The organism is Candidatus Binatia bacterium, assembly GCA_036493895.1.
GTDB lineage: Bacteria > Desulfobacterota > Binatia > UBA1149 > CAITLU01 > DATNBU01.
This window is the reverse complement of the sequence record DASXOZ010000076.1, coordinates 1-26,406: the sequence shown is the minus strand read 5'-3', so window position 1 is coordinate 26,406 and position 26,406 is coordinate 1. Positions and strand designations below refer to the sequence as shown.

At 68.2% G+C, this 26,406-nt stretch carries 20 protein-coding genes; 18 read left to right on the top strand and 2 right to left on the bottom strand.

Features of this window, described 5'->3' with window-relative positions; genetic code table 11:
- Positions 1-41: 41 nt before the first annotated feature.
- Positions 42-1,652: a hypothetical protein gene (locus VGK20_18165; protein ID HEY2775971.1), complete on the bottom strand. Its 1,611-nt coding sequence runs from the start codon at positions 1,650-1,652 to the stop codon at positions 42-44.
- 467 nt (positions 1,653-2,119) lie between these two features.
- On the opposite strand from VGK20_18165, the gene VGK20_18160 reads away from it, so the two are divergent.
- On the top strand, positions 2,120-5,440 hold the full coding sequence (locus tag VGK20_18160; protein ID HEY2775970.1) for a penicillin acylase family protein: 3,321 nt from the start codon (positions 2,120-2,122) through the stop codon (positions 5,438-5,440).
- A gap of 105 nt (positions 5,441-5,545) precedes the next feature.
- Here VGK20_18160 and VGK20_18155 read toward each other — a convergent pair whose 3' ends face one another.
- Complete coding sequence (locus VGK20_18155; protein ID HEY2775969.1) at positions 5,546-6,664, bottom strand: DUF481 domain-containing protein; 1,119 nt, start codon at positions 6,662-6,664, stop codon at positions 5,546-5,548.
- A gap of 226 nt (positions 6,665-6,890) precedes the next feature.
- Here VGK20_18155 and VGK20_18150 point away from each other — a divergent pair, with 226 nt between their 5' ends.
- From VGK20_18150 to ftsZ, 17 genes are all read left to right on the top strand, one after another.
- A complete protein-coding gene (locus VGK20_18150) occupies positions 6,891-7,214 on the top strand; it encodes a hypothetical protein (GenBank protein HEY2775968.1) in 324 nt (107 codons plus the stop codon).
- A gap of 175 nt (positions 7,215-7,389) precedes the next feature.
- Entirely contained in the window at positions 7,390-7,914 is a 525-nt protein-coding gene (locus VGK20_18145) for a hypothetical protein (GenBank protein HEY2775967.1), read from the top strand.
- A gap of 508 nt (positions 7,915-8,422) precedes the next feature.
- Entirely contained in the window at positions 8,423-8,869 is a 447-nt protein-coding gene (gene mraZ, locus VGK20_18140; GenBank protein ID HEY2775966.1) for a division/cell wall cluster transcriptional repressor MraZ, read from the top strand.
- 17 nt (positions 8,870-8,886) lie between these two features.
- Complete coding sequence (gene rsmH / locus VGK20_18135) at positions 8,887-9,915, top strand: 16S rRNA (cytosine(1402)-N(4))-methyltransferase RsmH (protein HEY2775965.1); 1,029 nt, start codon at positions 8,887-8,889, stop codon at positions 9,913-9,915.
- Complete coding sequence (locus VGK20_18130; GenBank protein ID HEY2775964.1) at positions 9,912-10,280, top strand: hypothetical protein; 369 nt, start codon at positions 9,912-9,914, stop codon at positions 10,278-10,280. Before rsmH ends, VGK20_18130 begins: the two co-directional genes overlap by 4 nt.
- Positions 10,267-12,237, top strand: a complete 1,971-nt coding sequence (locus tag VGK20_18125) for a penicillin-binding protein (GenBank protein HEY2775963.1) — start codon at positions 10,267-10,269, stop codon at positions 12,235-12,237. The genes VGK20_18130 and VGK20_18125 overlap by 14 nt, the downstream gene beginning before the upstream one ends.
- A gap of 32 nt (positions 12,238-12,269) precedes the next feature.
- Positions 12,270-13,859 (top strand): UDP-N-acetylmuramoyl-L-alanyl-D-glutamate--2,6-diaminopimelate ligase, encoded by a 1,590-nt coding sequence (locus VGK20_18120; GenBank protein ID HEY2775962.1) that lies wholly within the window; start codon positions 12,270-12,272, stop codon positions 13,857-13,859.
- A 36-nt stretch (positions 13,860-13,895) separates the two neighbouring features.
- Complete coding sequence (murF, locus tag VGK20_18115) at positions 13,896-15,500, top strand: UDP-N-acetylmuramoyl-tripeptide--D-alanyl-D-alanine ligase (protein HEY2775961.1); 1,605 nt, start codon at positions 13,896-13,898, stop codon at positions 15,498-15,500.
- On the top strand, positions 15,497-16,573 hold the full coding sequence (mraY, locus tag VGK20_18110; GenBank protein HEY2775960.1) for a phospho-N-acetylmuramoyl-pentapeptide-transferase: 1,077 nt from the start codon (positions 15,497-15,499) through the stop codon (positions 16,571-16,573). The genes murF and mraY overlap by 4 nt, the downstream gene beginning before the upstream one ends.
- A gap of 7 nt (positions 16,574-16,580) precedes the next feature.
- Positions 16,581-17,939 (top strand): UDP-N-acetylmuramoyl-L-alanine--D-glutamate ligase, encoded by a 1,359-nt coding sequence (murD, locus tag VGK20_18105; GenBank protein HEY2775959.1) that lies wholly within the window; start codon positions 16,581-16,583, stop codon positions 17,937-17,939.
- Complete coding sequence (ftsW, locus tag VGK20_18100) at positions 17,936-19,099, top strand: putative lipid II flippase FtsW (GenBank protein HEY2775958.1); 1,164 nt, start codon at positions 17,936-17,938, stop codon at positions 19,097-19,099. The genes murD and ftsW overlap by 4 nt, the downstream gene beginning before the upstream one ends.
- A gap of 64 nt (positions 19,100-19,163) precedes the next feature.
- Positions 19,164-20,270, top strand: coding sequence for an undecaprenyldiphospho-muramoylpentapeptide beta-N-acetylglucosaminyltransferase (gene murG, locus VGK20_18095; GenBank protein HEY2775957.1), 1,107 nt, complete (start codon positions 19,164-19,166; stop codon positions 20,268-20,270).
- A gap of 22 nt (positions 20,271-20,292) precedes the next feature.
- Positions 20,293-21,789, top strand: a complete 1,497-nt coding sequence (gene murC / locus VGK20_18090) for a UDP-N-acetylmuramate--L-alanine ligase (protein HEY2775956.1) — start codon at positions 20,293-20,295, stop codon at positions 21,787-21,789.
- Between the two features lie 3 nt (positions 21,790-21,792).
- Positions 21,793-22,821, top strand: coding sequence for a UDP-N-acetylmuramate dehydrogenase (murB, locus tag VGK20_18085; protein ID HEY2775955.1), 1,029 nt, complete (start codon positions 21,793-21,795; stop codon positions 22,819-22,821).
- Complete coding sequence (locus tag VGK20_18080) at positions 22,796-23,701, top strand: FtsQ-type POTRA domain-containing protein (protein HEY2775954.1); 906 nt, start codon at positions 22,796-22,798, stop codon at positions 23,699-23,701. The genes murB and VGK20_18080 overlap by 26 nt, the downstream gene beginning before the upstream one ends.
- Positions 23,694-24,911, top strand: a complete 1,218-nt coding sequence (ftsA, locus tag VGK20_18075) for a cell division protein FtsA (protein HEY2775953.1) — start codon at positions 23,694-23,696, stop codon at positions 24,909-24,911. Before VGK20_18080 ends, ftsA begins: the two co-directional genes overlap by 8 nt.
- A 148-nt stretch (positions 24,912-25,059) precedes the next feature.
- Positions 25,060-26,364, top strand: a complete 1,305-nt coding sequence (ftsZ, locus tag VGK20_18070) for a cell division protein FtsZ (GenBank protein HEY2775952.1) — start codon at positions 25,060-25,062, stop codon at positions 26,362-26,364.
- Positions 26,365-26,406 lie beyond the last annotated feature (42 nt).

Sequence of the window (26,406 nt, the reverse complement as noted above, 5' to 3'; positions counted from 1 at the left end):
GCTGGTCCCCCACCCCACCCTGACCCCCCCCACCACTGCCCCTACGGCTTCACGACAAAGTTGCGAGTGCGCCACGCCGCGTCGTCGTACGCAGCCAGCGGCACGGCGAGCATCGAGGTGCCCCACACGCGGCCGGTAACGGCGTCCAGCGGCGCCTTCGGGTCGGGCGTTCCCGCTGCGTAGTCTCCCCAGCGGCAGGTATCGCCGTTCTCCGAGCATTCGAACGTATTCTCCGCGCCCGACGAAGTGCCGATCTGCGTGACCTGGGAGACGCGCCCGGTGCCGATCTTCGACGCGACGAGCAGGGCCGGGTTCGTCGTCGTCGACGACGAGTTGAACGAGATGACCATGTTGCTGCCGAAGCGCGCGTCGCTGCCGGCGCGCACGCGGTCGGGCGAGATCGCCGCGTTGAACAGGTACAGCGAGGGGTGCGAGATCACTCCCGACTGGAACACCGAGGAGTGCTCGGGATCCAGCTCGTACCAGCGCACCTCGGCGCCCGCACCTCCGCCGACCGTGTGCTGGGTCCACAGGCCGACGCGTCCGTGCGCGGGATCGATCGCGGAGACCGCCTGGGTGTTGCGACCGTCGAGCGTGTCGAGGAAGAAACGCGAGCTCTTCTGCGGAGCCTCGAACGGAAACGTGAAGGCGGGGACCGACAGGTCGGTCGCCGTCGTCGGGATCACCGCGCTGCCGTCGGCAGCTTTCGTCACCTTGAGCAGCTTGAGCTTGTCGGAAGGCGCGACGAGCGGAACGGCGACGATCCATCCCGTCGACGACTTGTCGATCTGGTTGGCAGGCACCGGCGTGAACACGTCCGGAAGCTTGACGGTGCCGAAGCGGAAAGTGCTGGCGTCGGGGCACGTCGTTCCCGCGTGTGGCTTGGTGACCCACGATACCGACGAGCCGGTGTAGGATCCGGGGTCTCCGGTGAAACCGTTCGTGCCGATCAGGATGAAGTCGGACGTGTCACCGAGCTTCGGGTAGTCGGGTATGGAGTCGCCGAAGCTGAGCGAGTAGCGGCACCAGTCGCTTGCGCTGCTCGGTGAAGCCGTCGTGCTGAACGCGATCAGCAGCGAGTTGCCGAGCTCGGAAACCTCGAGATACACCGCGTAGAAGCGGTTGGTGCCGGCGTCCCAGATCACCTGCGGATCGGTCTGGATCGCATCGCCGCAGAAGACGCAGCCGAGCATCTGGTCGAGCGTTCCTGTCGACATCGGCACCGTGCTCGAGCGGTCGAAGATTCCGAAGTTCGAATTGATCAGCTCGATGAAGCGCGTCCTGCCGATCGCGCTCGTCGAGTCGGTCGGCGCCCCGGCCATGCCGCGCAGGCCTTCCCACTTGCGCACGACCGTCACCAGGGGATCGGTCGAAAGATTCTCGCCGGGGATCGAAACGGAGGCTTCGCCGGCCACCGACGATTGCGGCGCCGTCGCGGCCATCTGTTTCTGCTGCTCGTAGCCGGCGGAATCGATCACGTGGATGTGGGCGCGTTCGCGCACGGCGGCAGAGACCGGCACCTGCACGGTCGCGTCGCTGCGCACCGACGCGTTCTGCAGCACCGGATCGGCCCACGCCGGGGCAGCAGCAAGGCCGACGGCGACAAAGGCCGCCGCGCGAAGCAGCGACTGTTCGAAGCCTCTGGTGTTCATTCGTTCCTCCCTTTTGGCCGCCGCCACCGCTCCGGCCGCCCGGCCCCCGCGCAATCGCCAGCGCGCACCGCCGCTTTTGCAGGGTACCTCACTTGGCTCCTTTCGCTCGTATCAGCCGACTTCCATTGTGCCAACCCTTCTTCCGCGCCGGCCATCCCGATTGGAAAAATCGCGGCTCCGGGCCGGCACCCCCTGCTTCGCCGCGGGGCGGGTCCCAGACAATTGACATCATAGTAAAAAAGATTGGGGGTCGAACCGATGGCGGCGATGGGAAGCAGGGCAGCAAAGGTTGCCCGGATCACGATTCATCGTCAGCAAAAACCAGAGTTTATAGGCGTCCGAGGTTTGCGCGACCGCCGGAGCCTCGGCCGCGCGCCAAGGCCGGCCAGAATGATCGTCGCCCACCACTATTGACACTTCTGTCGATAGCCGTTGAGCCTTGACGCAAATCTCGCGGAGGGGCCCCCATGAACCGCTTTCTTCCGGCAGTCCTCGCAGGCTCTGCGCTCGCCTGCTGTCTCGCGTCCGTCTCTTCTGCCCAGGTCGCAACCTGGCGCGGCAACGGTGACAGCGGAGGTTTTCTCAACATCGTGGGCCCCGGCCAGGACGGTGTGCTCAACGACGAGGAGACGATCCTGGCCGAGGCGGGCACCTATCCGCCTCACGTGATGGACCAGCTCTCGATGTACGGGAACCTGGTGCACGCTGCGCCCGGACTTACCGAAGACCGCATTTCGCAGTTCTTCAAGGACGCGTCCTTCGGCGTAAAGCCCGGCGACGTCGACCGCACCTACTCGCCGACTTCGGGCGTGACGATCATCCGTGACAAGAGCTTCGGCGTTCCCCACATCTACGGCGCCACGCGCTACGCGACGATGTTCGGCGAAGGTTATGCGACGGCCGAGGATCGGCTGTTCCTGATGGATCTCCTGCGCCACGTCGGGCGCGCGCGCATGGCGGAGTTCCTCGGACCCTCCGATGCCAACCTGCAGATGGATCGCGAGACCCTCGAGGTGGCGCCGTACCAGGAGTCGGACCTGACGGCCCAGCTCGACAAGATCCGCACGGGCACTCCCGAAGGGGCCGGCCTTGCAATGGATCTTTCGGCGTACATCGACGGCATCAACCAGTACGTTTCCGAGGCGCGCATCGACGCGACCAAGCGCCCGGCCGAGTACGATGCGCTGCAGATCGTCCTCGACGATTTCGTACCCGAGGACGTCGTGTCGATCGCGTCGCTGGTCGGCGGAATTTTCGGCAAAGGCGGAGGCGGAGAGCTGCTGAACCATTGCGGCCTCAAGCGCATGGCCGCCGAGCTCGGCAGCGCGGCGACGGCGCGCCAGGTCTTCGATGACTTCCATTTCAGCGACGACCCCGAGGCGCCGACCACTTCGCGCACGCCGACGCCGTACATGCAGGACCTCGGCCCGGTGGACCCGAGCGCGAATCCCGACATCGATTGCTCGTCGCTGCAGCCGATCGATCCGCAGGGAACGCCGGTCGAGGAGATGCTCGAGGACCTGCAGGACGGGCTCGGCAGCCTGATGCTCGGCGCAGGCAAGATGAGCAACGCGATGCTGATCTCCGGCGAGCACACCCGCGACGGAAGGCCGATCGCGGTGTTCGGTCCGCAGACCGGCTACTACATGCCGCAGCTTCTCGTCGAAAAGGACGTGCACGGCCCCGGCATCGACGCGCGCGGCGTCGCCTTTGCCGGTACCGACCTGTTCGTCGAGCTCGGGCGCGGCCGCAACTACGCGTGGTCGGCCACTTCGGCAGGCGGCGACAACATCGACCAGTTCGTGCTCAAGCTTTGCGAGCCCGGCGGCGGCGCTGCGACCACCGCGTCGATGGGCTACCTGCGCAGTGGTACCTGCGAGCCGATCGAGACGTTCCAGCACGTGCAGATCACCAAGCCGTCGGCAGGTGGAGTCCCCGGCGGTCCGCAGATCGTCTACTCGTGGCGAGTCGACCGCACGAAGTATTACGGCCCGCTGATCGCGCGCGGCACGCTCGTCGACGGGACACCGATCGCAGTCGCTTCGCTGCGGTCGACGTACCAGAACGAGCTCGGCTCGGCGGTCGGGTTCTCGAAGATCAACGATCCCGACGTGATGGCCGCGGGCTACCCGGCATTCCGTGATGCGATGGGCAGCAGCGTCGGTTACACGTTCAACTGGTTCTACATCGACGCATCGAACATCGCGTACCAGCATTCGTGCCTTTGCCCGAAGCGTGCGCAGGGCGTCGATCCGTACCTGCCGGTGTGGGGCGACGGACGTTTCGACTGGCGCGGCTTCCTTTCGCTGGCCGAGCAACCTTCCGCGCTCAATCCTCCGGAAGGCTTCCTGACGTCGTGGAACAACAAGCAGGCGCCGGGATTTCGCGCCAACGACCGCGAGTTCTCGTACGGGCCGACGTACCGCAGCCGCCTGTTCGACGTGCGCGTCAAGCCGCTGGTCGATGCCGGCGGTGCGGTGCGCACCGACATGATCGATGCGATGGAAGACGCCGGCACCTGCGATCTTCGCGGCCAGGACGTGCTCCCGCTGCTGCTCGAGGTGCTCGGGCCGCTGGCGCCGGTCGGCGCCGATCCGCGCGACCAGGAGATGCACGACCGCCTGGCCGGCTGGCTCGATCACCAGACGCACCGCCGCGACTACGACGGCGACGGCCAGTACGACGATCCGCAGTCGCCGGCGATCATGGATGCGTGGTGGCCGCGCCTTTCGCGCGCGATCTTCGACACCGAAAGCGGCCACGCGTTCGACAACCTCGCGCTGTCGATCGACGACGCCAATCGCACCCAGCACATCGGCTCGGCGTTCCAGGACGGGAGCTACAGCATCGTGATCAAGGACCTGCGCCAGGCGCTCGGCATTCCGGTGGCGGGCTCGTTGTCGCGCATCTATTGCGGAGGCGGAGACCTGCAGGCGTGCCGCGAAGTGCTGTGGCAGTCGATGTCGGACGCAGCCGCCGACCTCGAAACCGAGTTCGGCGATCCGACCGTCGCGAACTGGAAGCGGCAGATCGCCGACGAAGACATCCGCCACGTCGCAGCCGGCGTCGTCACGGTGCCGGCGATCGAGTGGGTCAACCGACCCACCTTCCAGCAGGTCGTTCAGACCGGCGATCTCGATGCGCTGGCGTGTTACCGCGCGCGAACGGCGGCAGGCAGCACTCCCGCACCGGCGGCGAGTCTCGCGATCACCGGCCCGCTCGGCGCGACCACTCTCGGCGTCGGCGAGGTCGCGAGCGTCTGCAACGCCGCGACGATCGACGGTGCGGCGCCGCAGAACACGGGGGCGCACCTGGCTTGCTCCAAGGCGCGTGTGGCGCCCGGGGCTGCGCTGCAGAAGCCGGCCACCGCGATGCTGCGCAGCCGCTTCGGCGCCGGCGAAGTTTCTCTGTCACCGGCGAGCGCGCTGTGCGTACCTGCGACGGTGGCGGGCGAGACAGCCGCGGGCCCGCAGAACGCGGTCGAGTGTTTCCGCGCGAAATTCACCGGCGACATCGATCCGCGCACGCTCGTCGACGTCTCCGACCCGGCGGGCGATCGCAACATGCGCATCGTTTCTCTCGATTCGATCTGCATGCCGGCTTCGACTCCGCAGACCGCCATTGTCGATTCCCACAGCGCGGTCGCGTGCTATCGCGCGAGCCGTGCGCCGGGCCAGGACCGCTTCTCGCGCTCCGACGTCACGGTTGCCGACGAAATCGGTTCGACGACCGACACGCTGCTGCGCGACGATCGCGTCTGCGTCCCGGCAGGAGTGTCGTTCGAGTAACGGCGCGCTGCGCTTTCCGGCGTTGGCGGCATTCGACCCTCCCTTGCTGCAATCGCCGGAAATTGGCTGGCCCGCCGTGTCCCCGGCGGGCCAGCTCCGCTTGCTCTACCAGCCGACCGACAACGTCGTATCGAAAAGCAGCGCGTTCTTGTCCGTGTTGGCGGACGGATTGCTGTCGTAGGTGTCGGCAATCGACATGCGTGCGCTGACCGGTGCAATCAGCGGCACCGTGAGCCCCGCGGTGGTTCGCACGACATAGACGCTGAAGTCGGTGACCGACGGCAGGTAGTCGAATCGCCAGTCCAGCGCCATTCCGCGCGGCAGCAGGTAGGCTGCCGACGCTCCGAGCGCGATCGTGAAATAGTCGTCGTCGGGATTCGGCGGCTGGGTGAGATCGGGCTGGTTGTCGATGTACTTCTGGTAGACCCAGCCCGCGCCGAGATCGACCGACAGGAAATCGCGCAGACCTTCCTTGGGCTCGCGCTGCCACACGACGTAACCGGCGCCCGCCTTCGGCACGGCGCGAAGGCTCAGGTTCTGGATCGCGTCGTACAGCAGGTCGGTGGAGGCGTAGGCGAAGATGTTCTTCGTGATGTCGTACTCGCCGCGCACGGCGCCGGAGGCCGCGTCTTTGGTGCGTTTGGTGCGCGGCGGAGCGTTGTCGGGATCGCGCTCGTTCGCGTAGCGATAGTCGGCGCCGAACATCAACCGCGTGGGGCCTTTGGCGCGCAGCGCGTGGAGCGCGATCAGGAAACCCAGGTTGTCGGTGGTCGCGCGCTGCAGGTTGAGGCCGAGGTCGGCGCCGCCGTGCCAGTAACGGAAGTTTGCACGCGTGCGCTCCATGAACGTCGGAGCCTCCGCCTCCATCGCCACTGCCGAGACGACGCTCTTGGGATCGATCTGCGACCCGCCGATCACCAGGTGTCCTTCGCGGTACCCTTCGATCGCGGCGGCGGCCTGCATGTCCTCGCCGTAGAGCACCTGGTAGCGCGCGTCGGTGGAGACGTCCTGGACGTTCGCCCACGGCACCGTCATCGACGTCTTGGCGAACTCCGGCTGGAAGTCGATGCCCTTGGCGGTGACGGAAGTAACCTTGCCGCTGAGCGTGATGCCGCCTGCCGTCAGGTGGTCGGCTTGCGCCGGCGCGGCCAGCGCGACGGCGGCGATGGCGGACGCGGCGACGACGAAGAGCCGACTGCGATGAAAGCGGTCAATGGATGCCATGGAGCCCCCTTTGCAGGACGGTGCGCCCCGGCACGGTCCAGCCTGCGCGAGGTAGCGCCCCCCACCCGACGAGGCAAGGAGACGGCTCCGACGGGGCGGCCGGTTGCGTTGGAGACCGACGGACTACGGGCGGGCGGTGCGTTCGAGGCCGCCCGCAGAGCGACCGACTCGTTGACCGCGATCACGTCCGGCAGCATCCTGCAGGCCGGCGAGGCAAGAGGATCCGATGACCAAAGCGATCACCTGGACGCGCGTCTGCAACCGCATCGCCGCGACATCGGTTGCGGTGCTGCTCTCGGTCCCGTGTGCGGCCGTTGCGGCAGACGGCGAGCACCACCACGGCGATCGCGGCGGCCACGGGCTCGCGATGGTCGCCGACCTCGTCATCGCCAGGCCCCTCGGCCTCGTCTGCACGGTAGCCGGCACGGCATTCTTCCTCTTGGGCCTTCCGTTCGAGGCCGCGTCCGGGGATATCCAGACGCCGGCGCACTACCTGATCGTGGAGCCGGCGCGCTACACGTTCCGCAGGCCTCTCGGCAACATCTCCTGATCCCGCGGACCACTACGCATTGACGCTCGCCGGCCCGGCCGGGTGATGCTGCGCTCCGCCCGAGGGGGCGCGGCGCAATACCCCGCGCCGCCGCACGTCGATGCGATCAAGTGCCGCGCGCCGCCACGCGCGGGCGGCACAGCGTGCAACAACTCAACCGGGAGAGACAATCACCATGAAAGCACTGAGATATCTTGCGTTCGTCGCGATCGCCTTTGTGGTCGCGAATTTCGCGCCGGGGCCGGCTCACGCGGTCACGGCCACGGCCATCATGACGTTCCAGACGATGTACGGCGTGGACGGACCGTTCGTCGGTCCGAACCATCCCGTGCGAGGGATTCCCGGCGACGAGGCGCCGTGGGCGATCGGCGACGGCACCAACGGCGAGCTCGATAGCGACGGCCATCTCGTCGTCCACGTGCGCGGACTCGTGTTCGCCAACGTTCCGTCGGTTCCGCCCAACCTGCGCGGCATCAACGACGCTGCCGATTTCCGCGCCGTTGTCAGCTGCCTGACCGAGAAGAGCGAGACGGCGGTAGGCCACAAGCACGTCACGACCCAGGGCTTCCCTGCGACCTCGACCGGCAATGCCGACATCGACACGATGGTGACACTGCCGGACCAGTGCATCGCGCCGGTGATCTTCATCCTGCCCGGCGACGAGCGTAAGTGGTTTGCAGTGACCGGCTTCGGCAGCTGAGCCGATTTCAACCTGAAGGGGCGTCGACTTGGGGACAGGCACCAGCCGCGATCCGGCAGCAGCGGGACCCGCGGGTCTGGTGCCTGACTCCAGGCTCGTGGCCAGGCCGGCGCGGTCTCACTAAACCGGGAGGCCGCGAAACCACGAGACCGCGCTGCCGCTCCCGGTTCTCCCCTTGGTGCCCGAGACCGCCCGCCGCCGCGCCTCCCGGTTCAGCAGAAGACCCCCGAATTGCCCGTCGCGGCCGACCAGAACCGATTCTGCAGGGTTTTCGATGTCACCCATCAGGTTGTGCTTGACGAGGGTGGGGGCGTTGTCGTAGACGATGGGGGCCGGTGGGTTGCTATGGGGTGTTGTGGATTCCTCTCTCGTTGCGAGTCGGTCGGGGATTCGCTGCCTGCCCCTGGGCAGGTAGTGGCGGTTGTTGGGCTGCCCACCGGTACTTTTCTGAGGCGGCCACGGAGCCAGGGGCTCGCGGCCGCGGCAGGACCCCCCGGACGCACCTCCAATGTTTCGCGGCACATTCTTTCACAGTCTCGATGACAAGGCGCGCATCGCCGTCCCGAGGAAGTTCCGCGAGCAGCTCCCGAACGGGCCCGAGGAGCCCCGCGTCGTCGTCACGATCTCGCTCACCCAGGCTCCGCGCACCCTCGACGTCTACCCGGTGAAGGAATGGGAGAAGCTCGAGGACAGGATCCGCGGCATGGCCCAGTTCCAGAGCCGCACCCGCGAGTTCAAGCGCCGCTACCTTCATCCGGCCCAGGAGCTCGTCCTCGATGCCCAGGGTCGCATCCTCCTGCCCGAGAACCTGCGCGATGCGATCTCGCTCGAGAAGGAAGCCGTCTTTACCGGCGACCTCGAGAAGTTCCTGATCTGGTCGCGGGAGGCGTGGCAGCAGCAGAAGGAAGCCGACGACAGCTCGGCGGCCGACGCCTTCGACGACTTCGATCTCTGAGCGGGCGGGGCGTGCCGGTGGCTGCCCGCGATTCCCGTAACTCCCAGGCGCCGCGCCACGACGAAAGCGCCTCTGCGCATTCTGAACCCGACTCGACCACGCGCGACCGTCTCGGCGGTCACGTCCCGGTGATGGCCGCCGAAATCGTCGAAGCGATCCGCCCGCGCAGCGGCCGACGTTTCGTCGATGCCACCGTCGGTGAAGGCGGCATGGCAGAGCTGGTGCTCGAGGCCTCTTCGCCCGGCGGTGAGCTGATCGGCATCGACTGGGACGATGCAGCGCTCGAGCTTTCGCGCCGGCGCCTTGCTTCCTTCGGATCGCGCGTTCGGCTGGTGCGCGACTCGTTCGCGAACCTTCGCGTGGTGCTGGCCGATGCAGGCTGGGGCGAGGGCGCCGACGGCATCATCGTCGATCTCGGCGTTTCCACGCTGCAGCTCGGCCGCAACGAGCGCGGCTTCTCGTTCCAGGCCGACGCGCCGCTGGACATGCGCATGGACCGGCGCCTGCCCGAGACGGCCGCCGACCTCGTCGCGACGCTTCCCGAACGGGAGCTGGCCGATGTGCTGTTCCGCTACGGCGAAGAGCACGCGTCGCGAAGGATTGCCGCGCGGATCGTGAGGCGTCGCGCCGAGCACCCGGTAGCCACGACGCGCGATCTTCGCGATGCGGTGATCTCCGCCGGCGTTCGCACCAGGCCCGGCATCGATCCGGCGACGAAGACGTTCCAGGCGCTTCGCATCGCCGTCAACCGCGAGCTCGAGCAGATCGAGGCGCTCCTCGACAAGGGATGGGAGCTGCTGAGGCCCGGAGGACGGCTTGCGATCCTCAGCTATCACTCCCTCGAAGACCGCATCGTCAAGCGTGCGTTCGCGACGTGGTCGGCCGACTGCCTGTGCCCGCCGCGCCAGCCGGTGTGCAACTGCGGCTGGTCTGCGAAAGTGCGCCGCGTGACGCGTTCGAAACAGAAGCCGACCGAAGAAGAAAAACAACGCAACCCGCGCGCTCGCAGTGCGGGATTGCGCGTCGTAGAGAGGCTCGCCGCATGAGCACCACCAGTCGCATCGCCACTTCACCGTCTGCCCACGAAGCTCCGGATTTTTTCGAGTTGCTCACGCGCCAGGGCGTCCTCGACTTCGAGGAAGCGGGCCTGCGCCGTCGTTTCGTCATCAACATCGTCGCGTTCGCGCTGCTGCTGGCCGGGCACGTGTGGGTCAGCATGGCGGGTCGCAACTTCGGCTACCAGGGCGAAGCCCTCGGTCGCCTGATCCACCGCCTCGACCAGGAACGCGTCGAGATCGAGGACGCCGTCGCGCGCGAATCGCGGCCGGCGCTGCTCGCTTCGCGCGCTGTCGAGCTCGGCATGCAGAAGCCCGGGCCGGGGCAGCTGCGGCGCCTCGATGCGAAGCCGTAATCGATTCAGTTCCAGCCTGGCGCTGATCGGCGTCCTCTGCGCGTGCGGCGGCGTGACGCTGATCGGCCGCATGTACCAGCTCCAGGTCGTGCGCGGCGACCACTACCGCGCGCTTTCCGAGAGCACCAAATGCAAGGACACGATCGAGATCGCCTACCGCGGTCCCATCGTCGACCGCAACGGCGTCGTGCTGGCGACCACGACGTCGGCCGCCAAGGTCTCGCGCGGCGGCGGCTACCATTACGAGCCGACGCACGCCGGCATCCTGGCTCCGCTGCTCAAGGTCGATCGTGCTTCGCTCGATGCCCGGCTGGCCAAGGGCGGCGAGTCGTTCACGTGGCTGTCGCGCGGCGTCGACCAGGACGTTTCCACCGCGATCCAGAACCTTCGCATCCCCGGCATCGAGATCCACCAGAGCCAGGAACGCAGTTATCCGCAGGGATCGACGGCAGCGCACGTCATCGGTTTCACCGGAGCCGACGCCGACGGCCTCGAGGGCGTCGAGCAGCGCTTCGACAAGGAGATCAAGGGATCGTCGGTCAAGGTGCACGTCTGCCGCGACGTCACCGGCCGCGCGTTCCTCAGCGACAGTGAAGACACCGGGCTCAACCGCGGCGGCACGGCGTACCTGACGATCGACGCGACGCTGCAGAGCATCGTCGAGGCCGAGCTGTCGAAACAGGTGAAGAAAACGCAGGCCGTGGCCGGCGCCGCGGTGATGCTGGACCCGAAGACCGGCGAGATCCTCGCGCTGGCCAACGTCCCGACCTACGACCCGAACGACGTCGACGACAGCCCGATCGAAGCACGCCGCGACCGCGTCGTCACCGATCTGTTCGAGCCCGGCTCGACGATGAAACCGTTCGTCGTCTCCTCGGCGCTCGAGCTCGGCCTGGTCAAGCCCGAAGACAAGTTCTTCTGCGAGAACGGAAACCTCTTCGTCCCCGGCTGGCCCAAGCCGATCCGCGACCACCATCCTTACGGCTGGCTCGACGTCGCGAGCATCATCCGCGTCTCGAGCAACATCGGCGCGGCCAAGATCGGCTGGCAGCTCGGCCCCCAGCGCGAGTACCAGATGCTGAACGCGTTCGGTTTCGATCGCCCGAGCCACGTCGAGCTACCGGGCGAAAGGCGCGGCATGGTGCTGCCGCCCGACAAGTGGAAGCAGCTCAACACGACGACGATCAGTTTCGGGCAGGGCATCAGCGTCACGCCGATCCAGCTCGCGACCGCGTACGCGACGCTGGCCAACGACGGCGTGCGCATGCAGCCGCACATCATCCGCAAGATCACCGACCAGTACGGCCAGGTCACGCGCGATTTTCCGCTCGAAGAAGAACGCCGCGTCGTCAGCGTCGACGTTGCGCGCGAGATGCGCCACATGCTCGCAGCGGTCGTCAGCAAGGACGGCACCGCGGCGGCCGCGGCCGTCGACGGCGTGCCGGCAGCCGGCAAGACCGGAACTGCGCAGAAAGCCGAGAACGGCCACTACAGCGATACCCGCTGGCTCGCGACGTTCGCCGGCTTCCTTCCGGTCGAGAATCCGCGCGTCGTGATCGTCGTGATGATCGACGAGCCGCGCGGCGTGCACTTCGGCGGCCTGGTCTCGGCGCCGGTCTTCAAGGCGATCGCCGAATCCAGCCTCGACTACCTCGGCATCGAGCGCGAGCTGCCGCCGCCGTCGTCGAAGGAGCTCGACAAGCTGTTCGAAGGCAGCGACGAGCCCGACCTCCAGGAGGCGGCCGTCGATCCGGAGTCGGTGCCGGCGGCGACTGCTTCGGGCGCGATGCCGGACCTTCGCGGCCTGCCGCTGCGGGCAGCGATGCGCGCGCTGGCCTCCTGCGACTGCGACGTCAAGGTCGAAGGGCACGGCTTCGTCGTTTCGCACCAGCCGGCGCCCGGCAGCACGCTCGGCCCCCAGAGCTCGGTTTCCCTCAAGCTGGCCGCGACGCTCTGACAGCCTGCCGGTCCCGTGCATAATGGGCTGCGATGACGCCGCCCGGAGCATCCCTGTCGCGTTCACTCTCACTCGGGGAGATGCTCGAGGCCGCTCGTGTGCGCGGGCTTCGCGCGACCCTGTCGGATCCTCACGGTCTTGCTCCAGCGACCCGCGTCACCGGCGTCTGCCTCGACTCGCGCAAGGCTCGGCCGGGAGACCTTTTCGTCGCGGTTCCGGGAACCCGCGTCGACGGATCCGCTTTCGTCCGCGACGCGCTCGGTCGCGGCGCCGTCGCCGTCGCCTGCGACCCCGCCCACGCGCCCGCGCTCGTTCCCGCCATCGTCACTGCCGACGTTGCCGCCGCGTGCGGCCATCTCGCGGCCGCGTTCCACGGTCATCCTTCGGAGACGCTCGAGCTGGTGGGGATCACCGGTACCAACGGCAAGACGAGCTGCACCTACCTGATGGAGGGCGTCTGGAAGGCTGCGGGCCGCCGTCCCGGCGTCATCGGGACCATCGTGCGCCGCTGCCACGCTTTCGAGAGAGCCTCGTCGATGACGACCCCGTCGCCCGTCGAGCTTCAGGAGCTCCTGGCCGAAATGCGCGACGCCGGCAGCGACTGCGTCGCGATGGAAGTGTCGTCCCACGCTCTCGACCAGCGGCGGGTTGCCGGTTGCCGGTTTCGCGGAGCGCTGTTCACGAACCTGACCCGCGATCACCTGGACTACCATGTCAGCGAAGACAGCTACTTCGCCGCGAAGGCCTCGTTGTTCCGCGACTGGCTCGAGCCGGCCAGCGGAGTGGCGGTGCTCAACGCCGACGATGCGCGAGTCGCGACGCTGGCGGGCGAGCTGGCCCACGACGTCTGGATGTTCTCGACGTCGCCGGACTCGCACGCCCGCGCCCGGGTGATCGACGCCGACTGCACGCTGGACGGCATCCACGCGACGCTCGACCTTGACGGGGAGCGCGTACGCGTCGATTCGGTGCTGGTCGGCGCGGCCAACCTTGCCAATCTGCTCGCAGTCGCGGCCCTTGCGCGCGGCGCCGGTATCGACTCGGCGGCCATCGAAGCGGGGCTCGGCGCCTGCGCCCCGGTGCCCGGTCGTATGGAAAGAATGGCCGCCGGGGACGCCGATCGGGCAGCCCCCGCCGTTTTCGTCGATTACGCGCACACTCCGGACGCGCTCGAGCGAAGCCTGAAGGCGTTTGCCGGAGAGCAGAAGGGCCGCATCGTGGTCGTGTTCGGCTGCGGCGGCGACCGGGACCGCGGCAAGCGGCCCATCATGGGGCGCATCGCTGCGACACTGGCGGACGTCGCCGTGCTCACTTCCGACAACCCTCGCAGCGAGGATCCTCATGCGATCCTGCGCGAGATCGAGCAAGGCGTCGGTGCGCGAATGCGCCGTCGCAGTGCCGCCGAGCTTGCCGCCCGGGACGCGGGCGGCTATCTCGTGGAAGCGGACCGCCTGGTCGCGATCGAGACTGCCATCGCGATCGCGTCTGCCGGAGACGTCGTGCTCATCGCCGGCAAAGGCCACGAAGACTACCAGGAGACGGCCGGCCGCAAGCGGCACTTCGACGACCGCGAAGTCGCACGATCCGCGCTCTCGCGGGCCGGCGCAGGCGAGCCGTCGTGACGGCGCCGTGACCGGCGAGGACGGGAGGCAGCGCGGTTGGCGTCGCGCGAAGCACGGCGGGAGACGTCGCGCGACGCATCGCGCGAGTCGTCGAGCGAAGATGGAGGGGCCGGTGGCGCGGGCGAGGAAGCGGTGACGACGAACAACGACTGTCGCGACCTGTCGCGGCCTGCGACCATCGGCGAAGCAGCCGGTGCGATGCGGGCACGCCTGGACGGTCCCGCTGCGGCGCCTGTCGCGCGCATCTCGACGGACAGCCGCACCATCGGCCGCGGCGACCTGTTCTTTGCGCTGCGCGGCCCCACGTTCGATGCGCACGATTTCCTGACCGACGTTGCTGCCGCCGGCGCTTGCGGCGTCGTCTGCGAGAGCGGCCGGGGCGAGCGTGCCAGGTCGGTTGCGCGCGAAGGCCAGGGACCGGTCGCGATCCTGGAAGTACCCGACACGCTACGCGCGCTCGGCGACCTCGCAGCCTGGCAGCGTCGCGGATTTGGCGGACCGCTGGTCGCGATCACCGGCTCCAACGGCAAGACGACGACCAAGGAGATGCTGCGTGCGATCTTCGTCGCTCGTTTCGGTGAGCCGGCAGTGCTCGCGACGCGCGGCAACCTGAACAACCTGATCGGCGTGCCGCTGACGCTGTTCGGCCTCGGGCCCGGCCACGAGGCTGCCGTCGTCGAGATGGGCATGAACGTGCCCGGTGAGATTGCCAGGCTCGCCGAGATTGCCCGGCCCACCGTCGGCCTAGTCACCTGCGTCGCCGAGGCCCACCTCGAAGGGCTCGGATCGATCGAAGGAGTGGCGCGCGCCAAGGGCGAGCTGTTCGAGGGGCTGCCGCCCGGTGCCGTCGCCGTCGTCAACTCGGACGATCCCCACGTCGTTCGCGAGTCGGCGCGCGTTGCCGGAAAGCGCATTCTTTTCGGCAGCGCCGGTGAAGTGCGCGCGTCGTCGATTCGCTGCGACCGCATCGATGCGGCCTCGTTCGTGCTGGAACATGCGGGCGCGCGCGCACCGGTCGAGCTGCCTCTCGGCGGCCGCCACAACGTGCAGAACGCGCTCGGGGCCGCTGCGGCGGCACTGGCGGCCGGCGTGACGCTCGAGGATGCCGCTGCCGGCCTTTCCCGCATGACCCCGCCGCCGATGCGCATGGCCGCCGAACGCCTTTCCAACGGCGTTACGCTGATCAACGACGCGTACAACGCCAATCCCGGCTCCCTCGGCGCGGCGCTGGCGACGGTCGGTGGTCTTTCGGCGCGCTCGATCCTCGTCATCGGCGACATGCTCGAGCTCGGGCCGCGATCGGCCGAGCTGCACCGGCGTGTCGGTGCCCAGGCTGCGGCGATCCGTCCGGCGCTCGTTTGCGCGTACGGGCGTCACGCGGCCGACGTCGGCGCCGGCGCGACGAACGCCGGCATGGACTCCGCCCACGTTCACGTGTGCGCTCGTCACGAGGAAGCGGCCGCCGCGGTTGCCAGGGCGTGGCTCCCGGGAGATGCCGTGCTCGTCAAGGGCTCGCGCGGGTCGACGATGGAAAGAGTCGTCGAGATGTTGCGGCTGCGCGCCGGCGGCGACGCCGCGGCGACGTCGCAAAGCCTCGAAGCCCGTGAGGAGGCCCACGCGGCGGCGGCAAGACGGGGATGATCTACGATCTGCTCTACCCGATGGCGGCAACGCACGGGTTCCTCAACGTTCTTCGCTACATCACGCTGCGCGGAATGCTCGCGGCGTTCATCGCGCTCGGCATTTCGCTCGTCGTCGGGCCGTCGTTCATCCGCCGGATGCGGGACGGCCAGTTCCGGCAGCCGGTCAGCCAGTACGCGCCCGAGACGCACGCGGTCAAGAAAGGCACGCCGACGATGGGTGGCCTGCTCATCGTCTCGGCGCTGCTGATCGCGTCGCTGATGATGGCCGACCTGCACAACATCTACGTCATCACCACGCTCGGCGTCGTGCTCGGCTACGCGGCCGTCGGCTTCATGGACGACTACGCGAAGGTGACGCAGGGCCGCAACGCCGGCATTTCTGCGCGCGAAAAGCTCCTGTGGCAGTTCATGATCGCGGCAATCGCGATGGCGCTCCTTTGCATGCGGCCCGATTACGACACGCGTCTGTCGGTGCCGTTCTTCAAGGAACTGCGGCCCGACCTCGGATGGTTCTACGTTCCGTTCGGCGCGCTGGTCGTCGTCGGCGCATCCAACGCCGTCAATCTCACCGACGGGCTCGACGGTCTTGCGATCGGTCCCGTGATGACGACGTCGGTCACTCTCGGCATCCTTTCGTATTGCGCCGGCAACGTGCGCATCGCCGACTACCTGCTGATCAGCTCGGTGCCCGGCGTCGGCGAGCTGTCGATCATCTGCGCCGCCACGGCGATGGCCGGCCTCGGCTTCCTGTGGTTCAACGCGCACCCGGCGCAGATGTTCATGGGCGACGTCGGCTCGCTGCCGCTCGGCGCCGTGCTCGGTATGGTTGCCGTGGCCTCGAAGAACGAGCTGGTGCTCCTGCTGGCCGGCGGGGTCTTCGTCGTCGAGGCGCTGTCGGTGATCATCCAGCTCGGCTCGATCAAGCTGCGCGGCAAGCGCGTGTTCCTGATGGCGCCGATCCACCACCACTTCGAAAAAGCGGGCTGGCCCGAAACGCAGGTCGTCGTGCGCTGCTGGATCATCTCCCTGCTGTGCGCGATCATGAGCCTGGCCACGCTCAAGCTGCGCTGAGCGCGTCGTGAGCGACGGCGCGCGGCCGCGCACTCTGCTGGTTCTCGGCCTTGCCCGCAGCGGCATCGCCGCGGCTCGCGTCGCTGCCGAAGAAGGCTGGCACGTGCTGGTCACCGACGATCGCGAAGCGGCCGGCCAGGGATTGCCGCCCGGTGTCGACCGCATCGAAGCGGGCGAAGCGATCCGCCGCATCGGCAGCGGCCCGGCCGCGATCGATCTTCTCATTCCGAGCCCCGGAGTGCCGGCCTCCCACCCCGTGCTCGAAGCCGCCCGCCGCGCCGGCGTGCGCATCGCTCCGGAGATCGAGTTCGCCGCCGACCGCCTCCAGGGCACGCTCGTCGCGATCACCGGCACCAACGGCAAGAGCACGACGGTGAGCCTGGTCGGCGCGATGCTCGCCGAGGCCGGCCGGAGCGTCTTCGTCGGCGGCAACCTCGGCGATCCGCTTTGCAACGCCGTCGGGCGGGGCGACGAGATCGTCGTGGCCGAGGTCTCGAGCTTCCAGCTCGAGCACGCGACGACGTTCCACCCTCACGTCGGCGCGATGCTGAACCTGACCCCGGACCACCTCGACCGCCACGGCGACATGGAAGGCTACCTCGCCGCCAAGCTGAAGCTGTTCGCACGCATGACCGCGAGCGATTTTGCGGTGCTGCCCGCCGAGGCGCCGTGGAGGAAGAGGGCCGAAGCATCGACACGCGCGGCCGTCAGCCATTTCGACGTCGGCGACGCGGCTGCGACGCGGGCGCTCGGGCGCGGCGACTACCGGGTGCGGCTGCCGCAGGGCGGCTGGCCGGAGCTTCCCCACGATCTGGAGAACGCGGCCGCTGCCCTCGAGGTCGCGCGCCTGCTGGCGGTTGCGCCGGAAGCGGCCGAAAGGGCCATTGCCGCTTTCCGCCCCCTTCGCCACCGGCTGGCCCGGGTAGCCGACGCCCGCGGGGTCTCGTACTGGAACGACTCGAAGGCGACCAATGTCGGTGCGACCCTGAGCAGCCTGCGGGCCTTTTCCGGCCACGTCGTGCTGCTGGCCGGAGGAGTTTCCAAAGGTTGCGACTTCGCCGCATTGGCGAGCGAGGCCTCCCGCATTACACTTGTGGTTGCGTACGGGGCTGCGGCGCCCGAGATCGAAGCGGCGCTGGCCGGCCGCATCCGCGTCGCCCGCGAGGCCGGGCTTCGCACCGCGCTCGTGCGTGCATCGAAGGAAGCCGTCGCCGGCGACAGTGTGCTGCTGGCGCCGGCGTGTGCGAGCTTCGATGAGTTCCGCGACTACGCCGACCGCGGCGAGTCGTTCGAGCGGTGGGTGAGAGAGCTGGCGCAGCAGGTGGAGCAGGCGGAGCCAGTGGAGAAGGAGGAGGTGGGGCGGTGAGCTGGAGAACTTCGGAAGCGCGCTCGATCGAGGCCGCGCTGGCGCTGCCGCCCGTTGCCGTCCGCATGTCGGACCGGCCCGACCCATGGGTCGTCGCGCTCGTATCGATGCTGACGGTCCTCGGGCTGATCTTCGTCTTCGACGCGAGCACGTTCGTATCGAACTACCACTTCGGCGACGGCTACAGGATGATCATCAAGCACGCGGTGTCGGCGACCGTCGGCATGCTGCTCTTGTGGGTATGCTCGCGCTGCCCTTCCGACTTCCTGAAGCGCCGCGCGTACTGGCTGTTCGCGGCCTCGCTGCCGCTGGTGCTTGCGACGCTGGTTCCCCACATCGGCATCTCGGTCAACGGCGCCAAACGCTGGATCCCGTTCGGCCTTTTCAACCTGCAGCCTTCCGAGTTCATCAAGATCACCTACGTGATCGTCGTTGCGGCGTGGCTCGACAAGGTCGCCGACCGCGCGAGAAATCCCCTGTACACGATGGTCCCCGTGCTCGGTGCCCTCGGCATCGTCGCGGTGATTCTGCTCGGCCAGCCGGACTTCGGGACGACGGCGCTTCTTGCCGGAATTGCCGTCCTCATGCTGATGCTGGGCGGCGTTCCCAAGTGGCAGCTGTTCGTTCCGGCGACGCTGCTCGGCGGCGCCGGCTTCGCGCTGATCTGGACCAGCGAATACCGCTGGAATCGCGTCATGGCGTTCCTCGATCCCGAAAAAGACCCTCTCGGCGCCGGCTACCACCTTCTGCAGGCGCTGACGGCATTTGGATCGGGCGGAGTGTGGGGAACCGGCATCGGCGCATCGACGTCGAAGTCGGGCTACCTCCCGGAGCCTCACACCGACTTCATTTTCTCGGTGATCGGTGAAGAGACCGGGCTCATCGGCGGCATCACGATCGTCGTGCTGTTCGGGCTGCTGGCCTGGCGCGGCTTTCGCATCGCGCATCGTCACAGCGAGCCGTTCGCGCAGCTGCTGGCCGCCGGCCTGACGCTCGTGATCGTGCTGCAGGCCATTCTCAATATCGGCGTCGTGCTCGGCGTGCTTCCCACCAAGGGCATCGGCCTTCCGTTCATCAGTTACGGCGGCTCGTCGATCATGGCGTTCCTCGCGATCGGCGGCCTGCTGCTGTCGCTGTCGCGCGAGCTGCGCGAGCGCTGAGCGCCGTCATGCTCGAACGGCACGCGCAGGTCGCGCGGGAACCGGCAGCGGCGGGGAGCGCGCGTTGAAGCTGGCGGTGGCCGGCGGCGGCACCGGCGGGCACCTGTTCCCGGGACTTGCCGTCGCCGAGCTTGCACGCGAGCGGGGCGTGGCGAGCGAGGTCGTGTTCTTCGGCGCCGAGCGCGGCATCGAGGCCTGGGCGGTGCCGAAGGCCGGCTTCGAGCTCGTCGCCGAAAACGTCCATGGAATCGCCGGCGGAAGCCCGCTGGCCGCGCTCCGGTCGCTGTTCGAGATGGCGGCGGCGACGTTGCGTGTGCGCCGCGAGCTGAGGCGCCGCGGCACCGACGTCGTCATCGGCCTCGGCGGCTATGCGTCGGCTCCGGCGGTCGTGGCCGCCCGCTCGGCCGGCATTCCGGTGGTGCTGCTGGAGCAGAACCGCCGGCCCGGCATCTCCAACCGCGCGCTCGGCTACCTTGCGACCAGGATCTGCACGAGCTTCGAGAGCACGGCTTCGTCGTTCCCCGCCGGCCGTGTCGTCATGACCGGTAACCCGCTTCGCCGCGGCTTCCGGGCAAGGCCGCCGTTTGCGGGCCGCGACCTGCTGCTCGTCTTCGGCGGCAGCGCGGGCGCGCGCAGTCTCAACCGCGCGGTGACTGCCGCCCTGGCTGCGCTCGCGGTGGACCGCGACTTCCTCTTGCGGCTTCCCGCCGGCCGCCTGCCCGCCGTCGTGCACCAGGTCGGCAAGCCGTTCGTTGACGAAGTGCGCAGCGCCTATGCCGAGGCGGGCGTCGACGTCGAAGTGACGGCGTTCATCGACGACATGCCGTCGATGTACGCGCGGGCGCGACTGGCGGTCTGCCGCGCCGGTGCGACGAGTCTCGCCGAGCTGATCGCGACCGGCACCGCCTCCGTGCTCGTCCCGCTGGCGACTTCGGCCGCAGGACACCAGCTCGAAAATGCGCGTGAGCTCGAAAGCGCCGGCGCTTCGCGGGTGGTGCTCGATGACGCCGATTGTGCGCGCCAACTGGGGAAAACCCTGGGGGAGTTGCTCCCTGACGAAGGCGCGCTAGGCTTGATGGCGGATCGCGCGGCAGCGTTGGGGCAGCCTGGAGCGGCGGAGCGGGTACTCGATCTCGTGGTTTCCCTCGCAGCCAGTCGTTTGCGCCACTAGCGTCGCGCGAAGCGGCGTCCGGATGACTCTCGAAGAACGTTTTCGAAGCGGACCGGCCTGGTCCTCGCTGCAGGTTCCTCCCGAGGGAGAAATTGCGGCGGAGCGGCGCCTTGGCCGCATTCACCTCGTCGGCATCGGCGGCATCGGCATGAGCGGCATCGCCGAGGTGCTGCTCACGCTGGGGTACACCATCAGCGGCTCCGATCTGTCCGACAACGACACCACCCGAAGGCTGCGCGACCTCGGCGCCCAGGTCTGGTTCGGTCACGACGCCTCGCACATCGGCCCCGACACCAGCGTCGTGGTGATCTCGTCGGCCGTGGGCACCGACAACGCCGAAGTGCGCGCCGCGCGCCAGCAGCGGGTGCCGGTGATCGCGCGCGCCGAGATGCTGGCCGAGCTGATGCGCGTCAAATGCGCGGTCGGAGTTGCCGGTGCCCACGGCAAGACGACGACGACTTCGCTCGTCGCCGCAGTGCTGAGCGCGGGAAACCTGGACCCTACGCTGGTGATCGGCGGACGCCTGAAGTCGCTCGGCGGCACCAATGCGCGCCTTGGCCGCTCGCGCTACATGGTCGTCGAGGCCGACGAGAGCGACGGCAGCTTCCTGCTTCTTCGCCCGACCGTGGCCGTGGTCACCAACATCGACCGCGAGCACATGAACCATTACGGCACGATGGAAGCGCTGCGCTCGGCCTACCTCGCGTACATCAACGCGGTGCCGTTCTACGGCCAGGCCGTGCTCTGCCTGGATTGTCCCGAGATTGCCGCGCTGCTTTCGCAGGTGCGAAAACCGCACCTGACCTACGGCACCAGCGAAGGCGCCGACCTAGTCGCCGCCAACATCCAGTACCACGGGCTTGCCAGCTCCTTCGACGTCTCGTGGCGAGGCAACGGCCTCGGTCGCGTGAAGGTTGCGATGCCGGGCGAGCACGCGGTTCGAAACGCGCTGGCCGCGCTGGCCGTCGGCATGGATTTCGGCCTGGATTTCCGCCTTTGCGCCGATGCTCTTGCGGGTTTCGAAGGCATTCTTCGCCGCTTCGAGATCAAGGGAGAAGCGGCCGGAATCACGGTGGTCGACGACTACGGACACCATCCGACCGAGATCCGCGCGACGCTGAAGGCGGCGCGTGCCGGCTACCCGGGCCAGCGCATCGTCGCGGTGTTCCAGCCCCACCGCTTCACGCGCCTTGCCGACCTTTTCGACCTTTTCGCGTCGTGCTTCGAGGATGCCGATGCCATCGTCATCACCGACGTCTACGCCGCCGGCGAAGACGCGCTGCCCGGCTTCGACGGCCGCTCACTCGCCAAAGCGGCATCCCGCGTGCATCACGGTGAAGTCGTCTTCGAGTCCGCCTCGGCCGACCTCGCCGAACGCGTGGCCGGGCGACTGATCAGCGGCGACCTCGTCGTCACGCTCGGCGCCGGCGACGTCACGAAGCTCGGCCCCGCGATCCTCGCAAACCTGAGAAGCGGGCGCGACGGCGAAGACAGCGCCGCGCTCGCGCACGGAGGCTGACCAGTGGCCGCTGAGCCGGCCATCGGCGCCAGTGCCTGCGAGGTCGCCTGCGAAGACGGCGACGGCTCGCCGCCGTCCAGGCAGCGCCTGGTCGCGCTCGCCGATCGTCTGTCGCCCCACGTCCGCATCGAGACCAATCACATGCTGCGGCGCTACACGTCGTTCCAGATCGGCGGGCGTGCCGACCTGTTCGTCGAGCCCGAGTCGGTCGAGCAGCTGTCGATGACGCTGGCGGCGGCGCGCGAAGAACAAGTGCCGGTGACCTGCCTCGGCGGCGGAACCAACATCCTCGTCTCCGACGACGGCGTGCGCGGGCTCGTCGTGCGCCTCGGGCGTGCATTTACGTACATCCGCGAGCTGGCCAGCGACGAGGCCGGTGCCAGCCTCGAGGTCGGGGCGTCCACGCGCTTCATTCGCCTGGCCAAGGACACGGTGAGCCGGGGCCTTGCGGGGCTCGAATTCGCGGCCGGCATCCCTGGAACGGTCGGCGGGGCGGCCCAGATGAATGCCGGCGCCTTCGGCGGCGAGATCTCCCACGCGGTGACGTCGATGACATGGGTGACGGTCGACGGCGAAATCGTCGAAAAACCGCGAGAAGAACTGCAATTCTCGTATCGCAAGCTGGCGTTCGACAGCGGCGCCGTGATAGCTTCTGTGCGTTTCCGTCTGCTCCGCTCGTCGGTGGGTAGGTTGCAGCAGGTTGTGGCGCGGGTTCAGGAAAAGCGCAGACGGAATCAGCCTGCCGGCTATCCCAACGCCGGCTCGATCTTCAAGAACCCACCCGGCGAGTATGCCGGCCGGCTGATCGAAAAGGCCGGTCTGAAGGGGACGACGAAGGGCGACGCTCAGGTTTCTGCCGAGCACGCCAACTTCATCGTCAACCTCGGCGATGCGACTGCGGCGGATGTCCGAGAGCTGATGAGCCTGGTCCAGGAGGAAGTGTGGAGACGGTGTGGGGTGTGGCTGGAACCGGAAGTGCGACTCGTCGGCAGCTTCGGGCCGTCCAGTGAAGTCGCGACCGCGCGTTCGTAAAGCGAAGGCAACTGTCGCCGGCTGGAGCCGGCCGGTAGCCGTCTTCGCCGTCACGGCGGTGGCCACCACCGGCGGCGCGCTCGCGGCGTGGTCGCACCTGGTTCCCTACATCACGGGCAACGACTACTTCCGCCTTCGCTCGATCCGCATCTCTTCGGACGAGACGCGCGTGACGCCGCAGACCCTTGCCGAGGTGGCGGGACTCTACGACGACGAATCGCTGTGGGACATCGATCCCAAGGCGATTCGCGACACGCTTCGCGAAGCCAGCTGGGTGCACGAGGCCAATGTGGCGCGCCACTTCCCGTGGCAGGTGAGCCTGTCGGTCAGCAAGCGCCACGCGGTGGCCGCGGCGATCGCATCGGGCAAATCGTACCTCGTCGACGAAGACGCGGTTCTCTTTCGCGAAGTGGACCAGACCTCCGTGCCCGACCTTCCGTATCTTACCGGCTGGGATTCGGCGCCGAGCCATGCCGAAGCCGCCGGACGCCTTCGCAGCCTGCTCGGCCTGCTTCCCGAAGCTGCCCGTCGCAAGATCGAGGTCTCCGAATTGCACATGGACGAGGACGGCTCGGTGTGGCTCTACGCCGTGGGCGTGCGTGCTTCGGTACGTCTCGGCAGCGTCGAAAAAGCGCCGATCGGAATGGACCGGCTCTCGATCGCGCTGAAAGAGCTCGGAAACCTCTCCGAGCGCGCGCGCCTGATCGACACCGACTACCGCGATCGCATCGTCATCCGCGGCGCCGACGACAAGCTGCCGGCCATGCTCGCGGCCGAGACCGAAACCGGCGGCACCGCCGCCGCGTTTCCTCTTCATTCCTCTCACCCGGCGTCGCCGGTCGCCAAGGCGACCGACGAGAAGGCGGCCCGCCATGGCTAAGAACCTTCCGATCGCCGCCCTCGACGTCGGCACCCAGAAAGTCACGCTGCTGGTGGCGGAGCGCGCGCCGAGCGGCCTTGCGATCCTCGGCATCGGCACCAGCGCGTCGCGTGGCATGCGCGCCGGCCGAGTCAGCGACGTCGAGAAGACCGCGGCCGCGATCCTGGCGGCACTGACCGAAGCCGAGCGCATGGCCGGCAGCCAGATCCACAACGTCGTCGTCTCGGTGTCCGGGGACCACGTCAAGGGCGAGAACAGCCACGGTGTCGCGCGCATCGACAACGACGAAGTCTCCAGCCGGGCCGCTGCGCGCGCGATCACGGCCGCCAAGGCGATCCCGCTGCCGAAAGACCACCGCATCATCCACCTGCTGCGCCGCGAATTCGTCGTCGACGGCCAGGTCGGCATCACCAATCCCGTCGGCATGAGCGGCGTTCGTCTCGAAGCCCACCTTCACGTGATCTCGGCGGCCGAAGCCTCGCTCCGCAACCTTGCGAAGAGCTGCAACCGCGCGGGACTCACGATCTCGGGAACGGTCGCCTCGTCGCTCGCTTCGGCCGAAGCCGTGCTCGAGCACGACGAAAAGGAACTCGGCGTCGCAGTCCTCGACATCGGCGCCGGAACGACCGACCTCGCGGTGTTCCAGCGCGGCTCGGTCGTGCACTCGGCGGTATTCGGCGTAGGCGGCCAGGACGTCACCCGCGATCTTGCCCACGTGCTCGAAACCCCGCTCGGCGAAGCCGAAACCCTCAAGAAACGCTACGGCTGTGCAGTGGTCGACCTGGTCGACGAGGAGAAGATGGTCGAGGTCACCGGCATCGGCGGCCGCCTTCACCGCGAGGTGCAGGCCCGCCATCTCGCGGAGATCATCGAGCCCCGTCTCGAGGAGATCTTCGAGGAGGTCCTCGATTCGATCATCAAGTCGGGCTACGGCGAACTGCTCACCTCCGGCGTCGTGCTGACGGGAGGCACCGCGCTGATGGCAGGGATCGTCAGCCTCGCCTCGCGGGTGCTGCAGCTTCCGGTGCGGCTCGGCGAGCCGAGCGGCGTCGAGGGCCTCGGCGACGAGATCGACGATGCCTCGTTCGCAACGGCGGTTGGCCTCGCGCTCGGGCTGCCGGAAAAGGGAATGAGCGAGCCATGGCGTGCCGGCGTCGCGTCACGACTCGTGCCGGGATGGGTAAGGCGCCGGTTCAAGGAGATGGTGTGAAGGCTGCGCACACGCGCGCTCTTCCATCGGAACGTTTTCGAGAGCATCGAATGGGTTCTTCACGAATTTTCCCCTGCAGCGATCCGATCGGATCGAAGACCGGCTGCGGGGCGGCTCCGGCGGCAATGGGCAACCGGGAGGTGTGGTGATGATCGAGCTGGTGGATGAAAACCTGAACAACGCCCGCATCGTGGTCGTGGGCGTCGGCGGCGGCGGCGGCAACGCGGTCTCGACGATGATCCGGGCCGAGCTGCACGGCGTGGATTTCCTCTCGGCCAACACCGATTCGCAGGCAATCGGCACGAGCCTGGCGCCCGTCAAGATCCAGCTCGGCTGTTCGCTGACCAAGGGCCTCGGCGCCGGAGCCAACCCCGAAGTGGGCCGCAAGGCGGCCCTCGAGCAGGAGGACATCCTGCGCGAGGAGCTCGGCGGCGCCGACATGGTCTTCGTCACCGCCGGCATGGGCGGCGGCACCGGCACCGGCGCAGCGCCGGTCATTGCCCGCATCTGCAAGGACCTCGGCGCGCTCACGGTGGGCGTCGTCACCAAGCCGTTCTCGTTCGAGGGGCGCCGCCGTCTTCGCCAGGCCGAGGAAGGCATCCGCGAGCTGCGCGCCGCCTGCGACACGCTGATCGTGATCCCGAACCAGCGCCTGATCGAGATCGCGAGCCGCAGCACCACGGCGCGCGAGGCATTCAAGAAAGCGGACGACGTGCTGCTGCATGCGGTGCGCGGCATCTCGCAGATCATCACCGAGCCCGGCACCATCAACGTCGACTTCGCCGACGTGCGCACGATCATGAGCGAGATGGGCATGGCGATGATGGGCCACGGCGTCGGCTACCACGACAGCCGCGCGGTCGATGCCGCGACCAACGCGATCAGCAGCCCGCTGCTCGAGGACATCTCCATCCACGGCGCCCGCGGCGTACTCGTCAACATCACGGCCAGCGAAGACTTCGGCATCCAGGAGCTGAACGAAGCCGTCGACCTCATCCAGACCCAGGCCCACGAAGACGCCAACATCATCGTCGGCCTCGTGCACGACGCGAACCTCGAGGACGAGGTGCGCATCACGGTCATCGCGACCGGTTTCGGCGAGCGCCTGACCGACCGCCTGCAGGCCGGCCGCGACCGCGGCGACATGCTGATGACGACGATGACGGCGCCCGAGCGCAGCGCGCCGCCGGCGCCGCAGCGCGAGCGTCCGTCGCAGTACCTTCGCGGCTACACCGGCCGCCAGCCGATGATGGATCCGGGCATCGAAGAGTCGTTCGAAGCGGGCGAGCCGGAGCCGGAGGCACCTGCCCAGCGCCGCGAGCCCGAGATGGGCGCCGAGCCGGCGCCGCGCCAGGAAGAGATCGAGTTCGCGCAGGTCGCCGACGACGACGACGCGCGCGTGCCGGCGTATCTTCGACGCTGGAAGCAGAAAGGCCAGAGGCTGATGCGCTAGCAGCTGGGGTCAGGCACCAGAGGAATAGGGCACTATTCCTCT

What these genes read in the sequence shown, in the direction of transcription:
- VGK20_18145 (HEY2775967.1), top strand. Translation starts at nt 7,390, where the DNA reads ATGAAAGCACTGAGATATCTTGCGTTCGTCGCGATCGCCTTTGTGGTC.
- mraZ (HEY2775966.1), top strand. Translation starts at nt 8,423, where the DNA reads ATGTTTCGCGGCACATTCTTTCACAGTCTCGATGACAAGGCGCGCATC.
- VGK20_18130 (HEY2775964.1), top strand. Translation starts at nt 9,912, where the DNA reads ATGAGCACCACCAGTCGCATCGCCACTTCACCGTCTGCCCACGAAGCT.
- VGK20_18160 (HEY2775970.1), top strand. Translation starts at nt 2,120, where the DNA reads ATGAACCGCTTTCTTCCGGCAGTCCTCGCAGGCTCTGCGCTCGCCTGC.
- VGK20_18165 (HEY2775971.1), bottom strand. Translation starts at nt 1,652, where the DNA reads ATGAACACCAGAGGCTTCGAACAGTCGCTGCTTCGCGCGGCGGCCTTT.
- ftsZ (HEY2775952.1), top strand. Translation starts at nt 25,060, where the DNA reads ATGATCGAGCTGGTGGATGAAAACCTGAACAACGCCCGCATCGTGGTC.
- VGK20_18155 (HEY2775969.1), bottom strand. Translation starts at nt 6,664, where the DNA reads ATGGCATCCATTGACCGCTTTCATCGCAGTCGGCTCTTCGTCGTCGCC.
- ftsA (HEY2775953.1), top strand. Translation starts at nt 23,694, where the DNA reads ATGGCTAAGAACCTTCCGATCGCCGCCCTCGACGTCGGCACCCAGAAA.
- VGK20_18120 (HEY2775962.1), top strand. Translation starts at nt 12,270, where the DNA reads ATGACGCCGCCCGGAGCATCCCTGTCGCGTTCACTCTCACTCGGGGAG.
- murC (HEY2775956.1), top strand. Translation starts at nt 20,293, where the DNA reads ATGACTCTCGAAGAACGTTTTCGAAGCGGACCGGCCTGGTCCTCGCTG.
- mraY (HEY2775960.1), top strand. Translation starts at nt 15,497, where the DNA reads ATGATCTACGATCTGCTCTACCCGATGGCGGCAACGCACGGGTTCCTC.
- VGK20_18150 (HEY2775968.1), top strand. Translation starts at nt 6,891, where the DNA reads ATGACCAAAGCGATCACCTGGACGCGCGTCTGCAACCGCATCGCCGCG.
- VGK20_18125 (HEY2775963.1), top strand. Translation starts at nt 10,267, where the DNA reads ATGCGAAGCCGTAATCGATTCAGTTCCAGCCTGGCGCTGATCGGCGTC.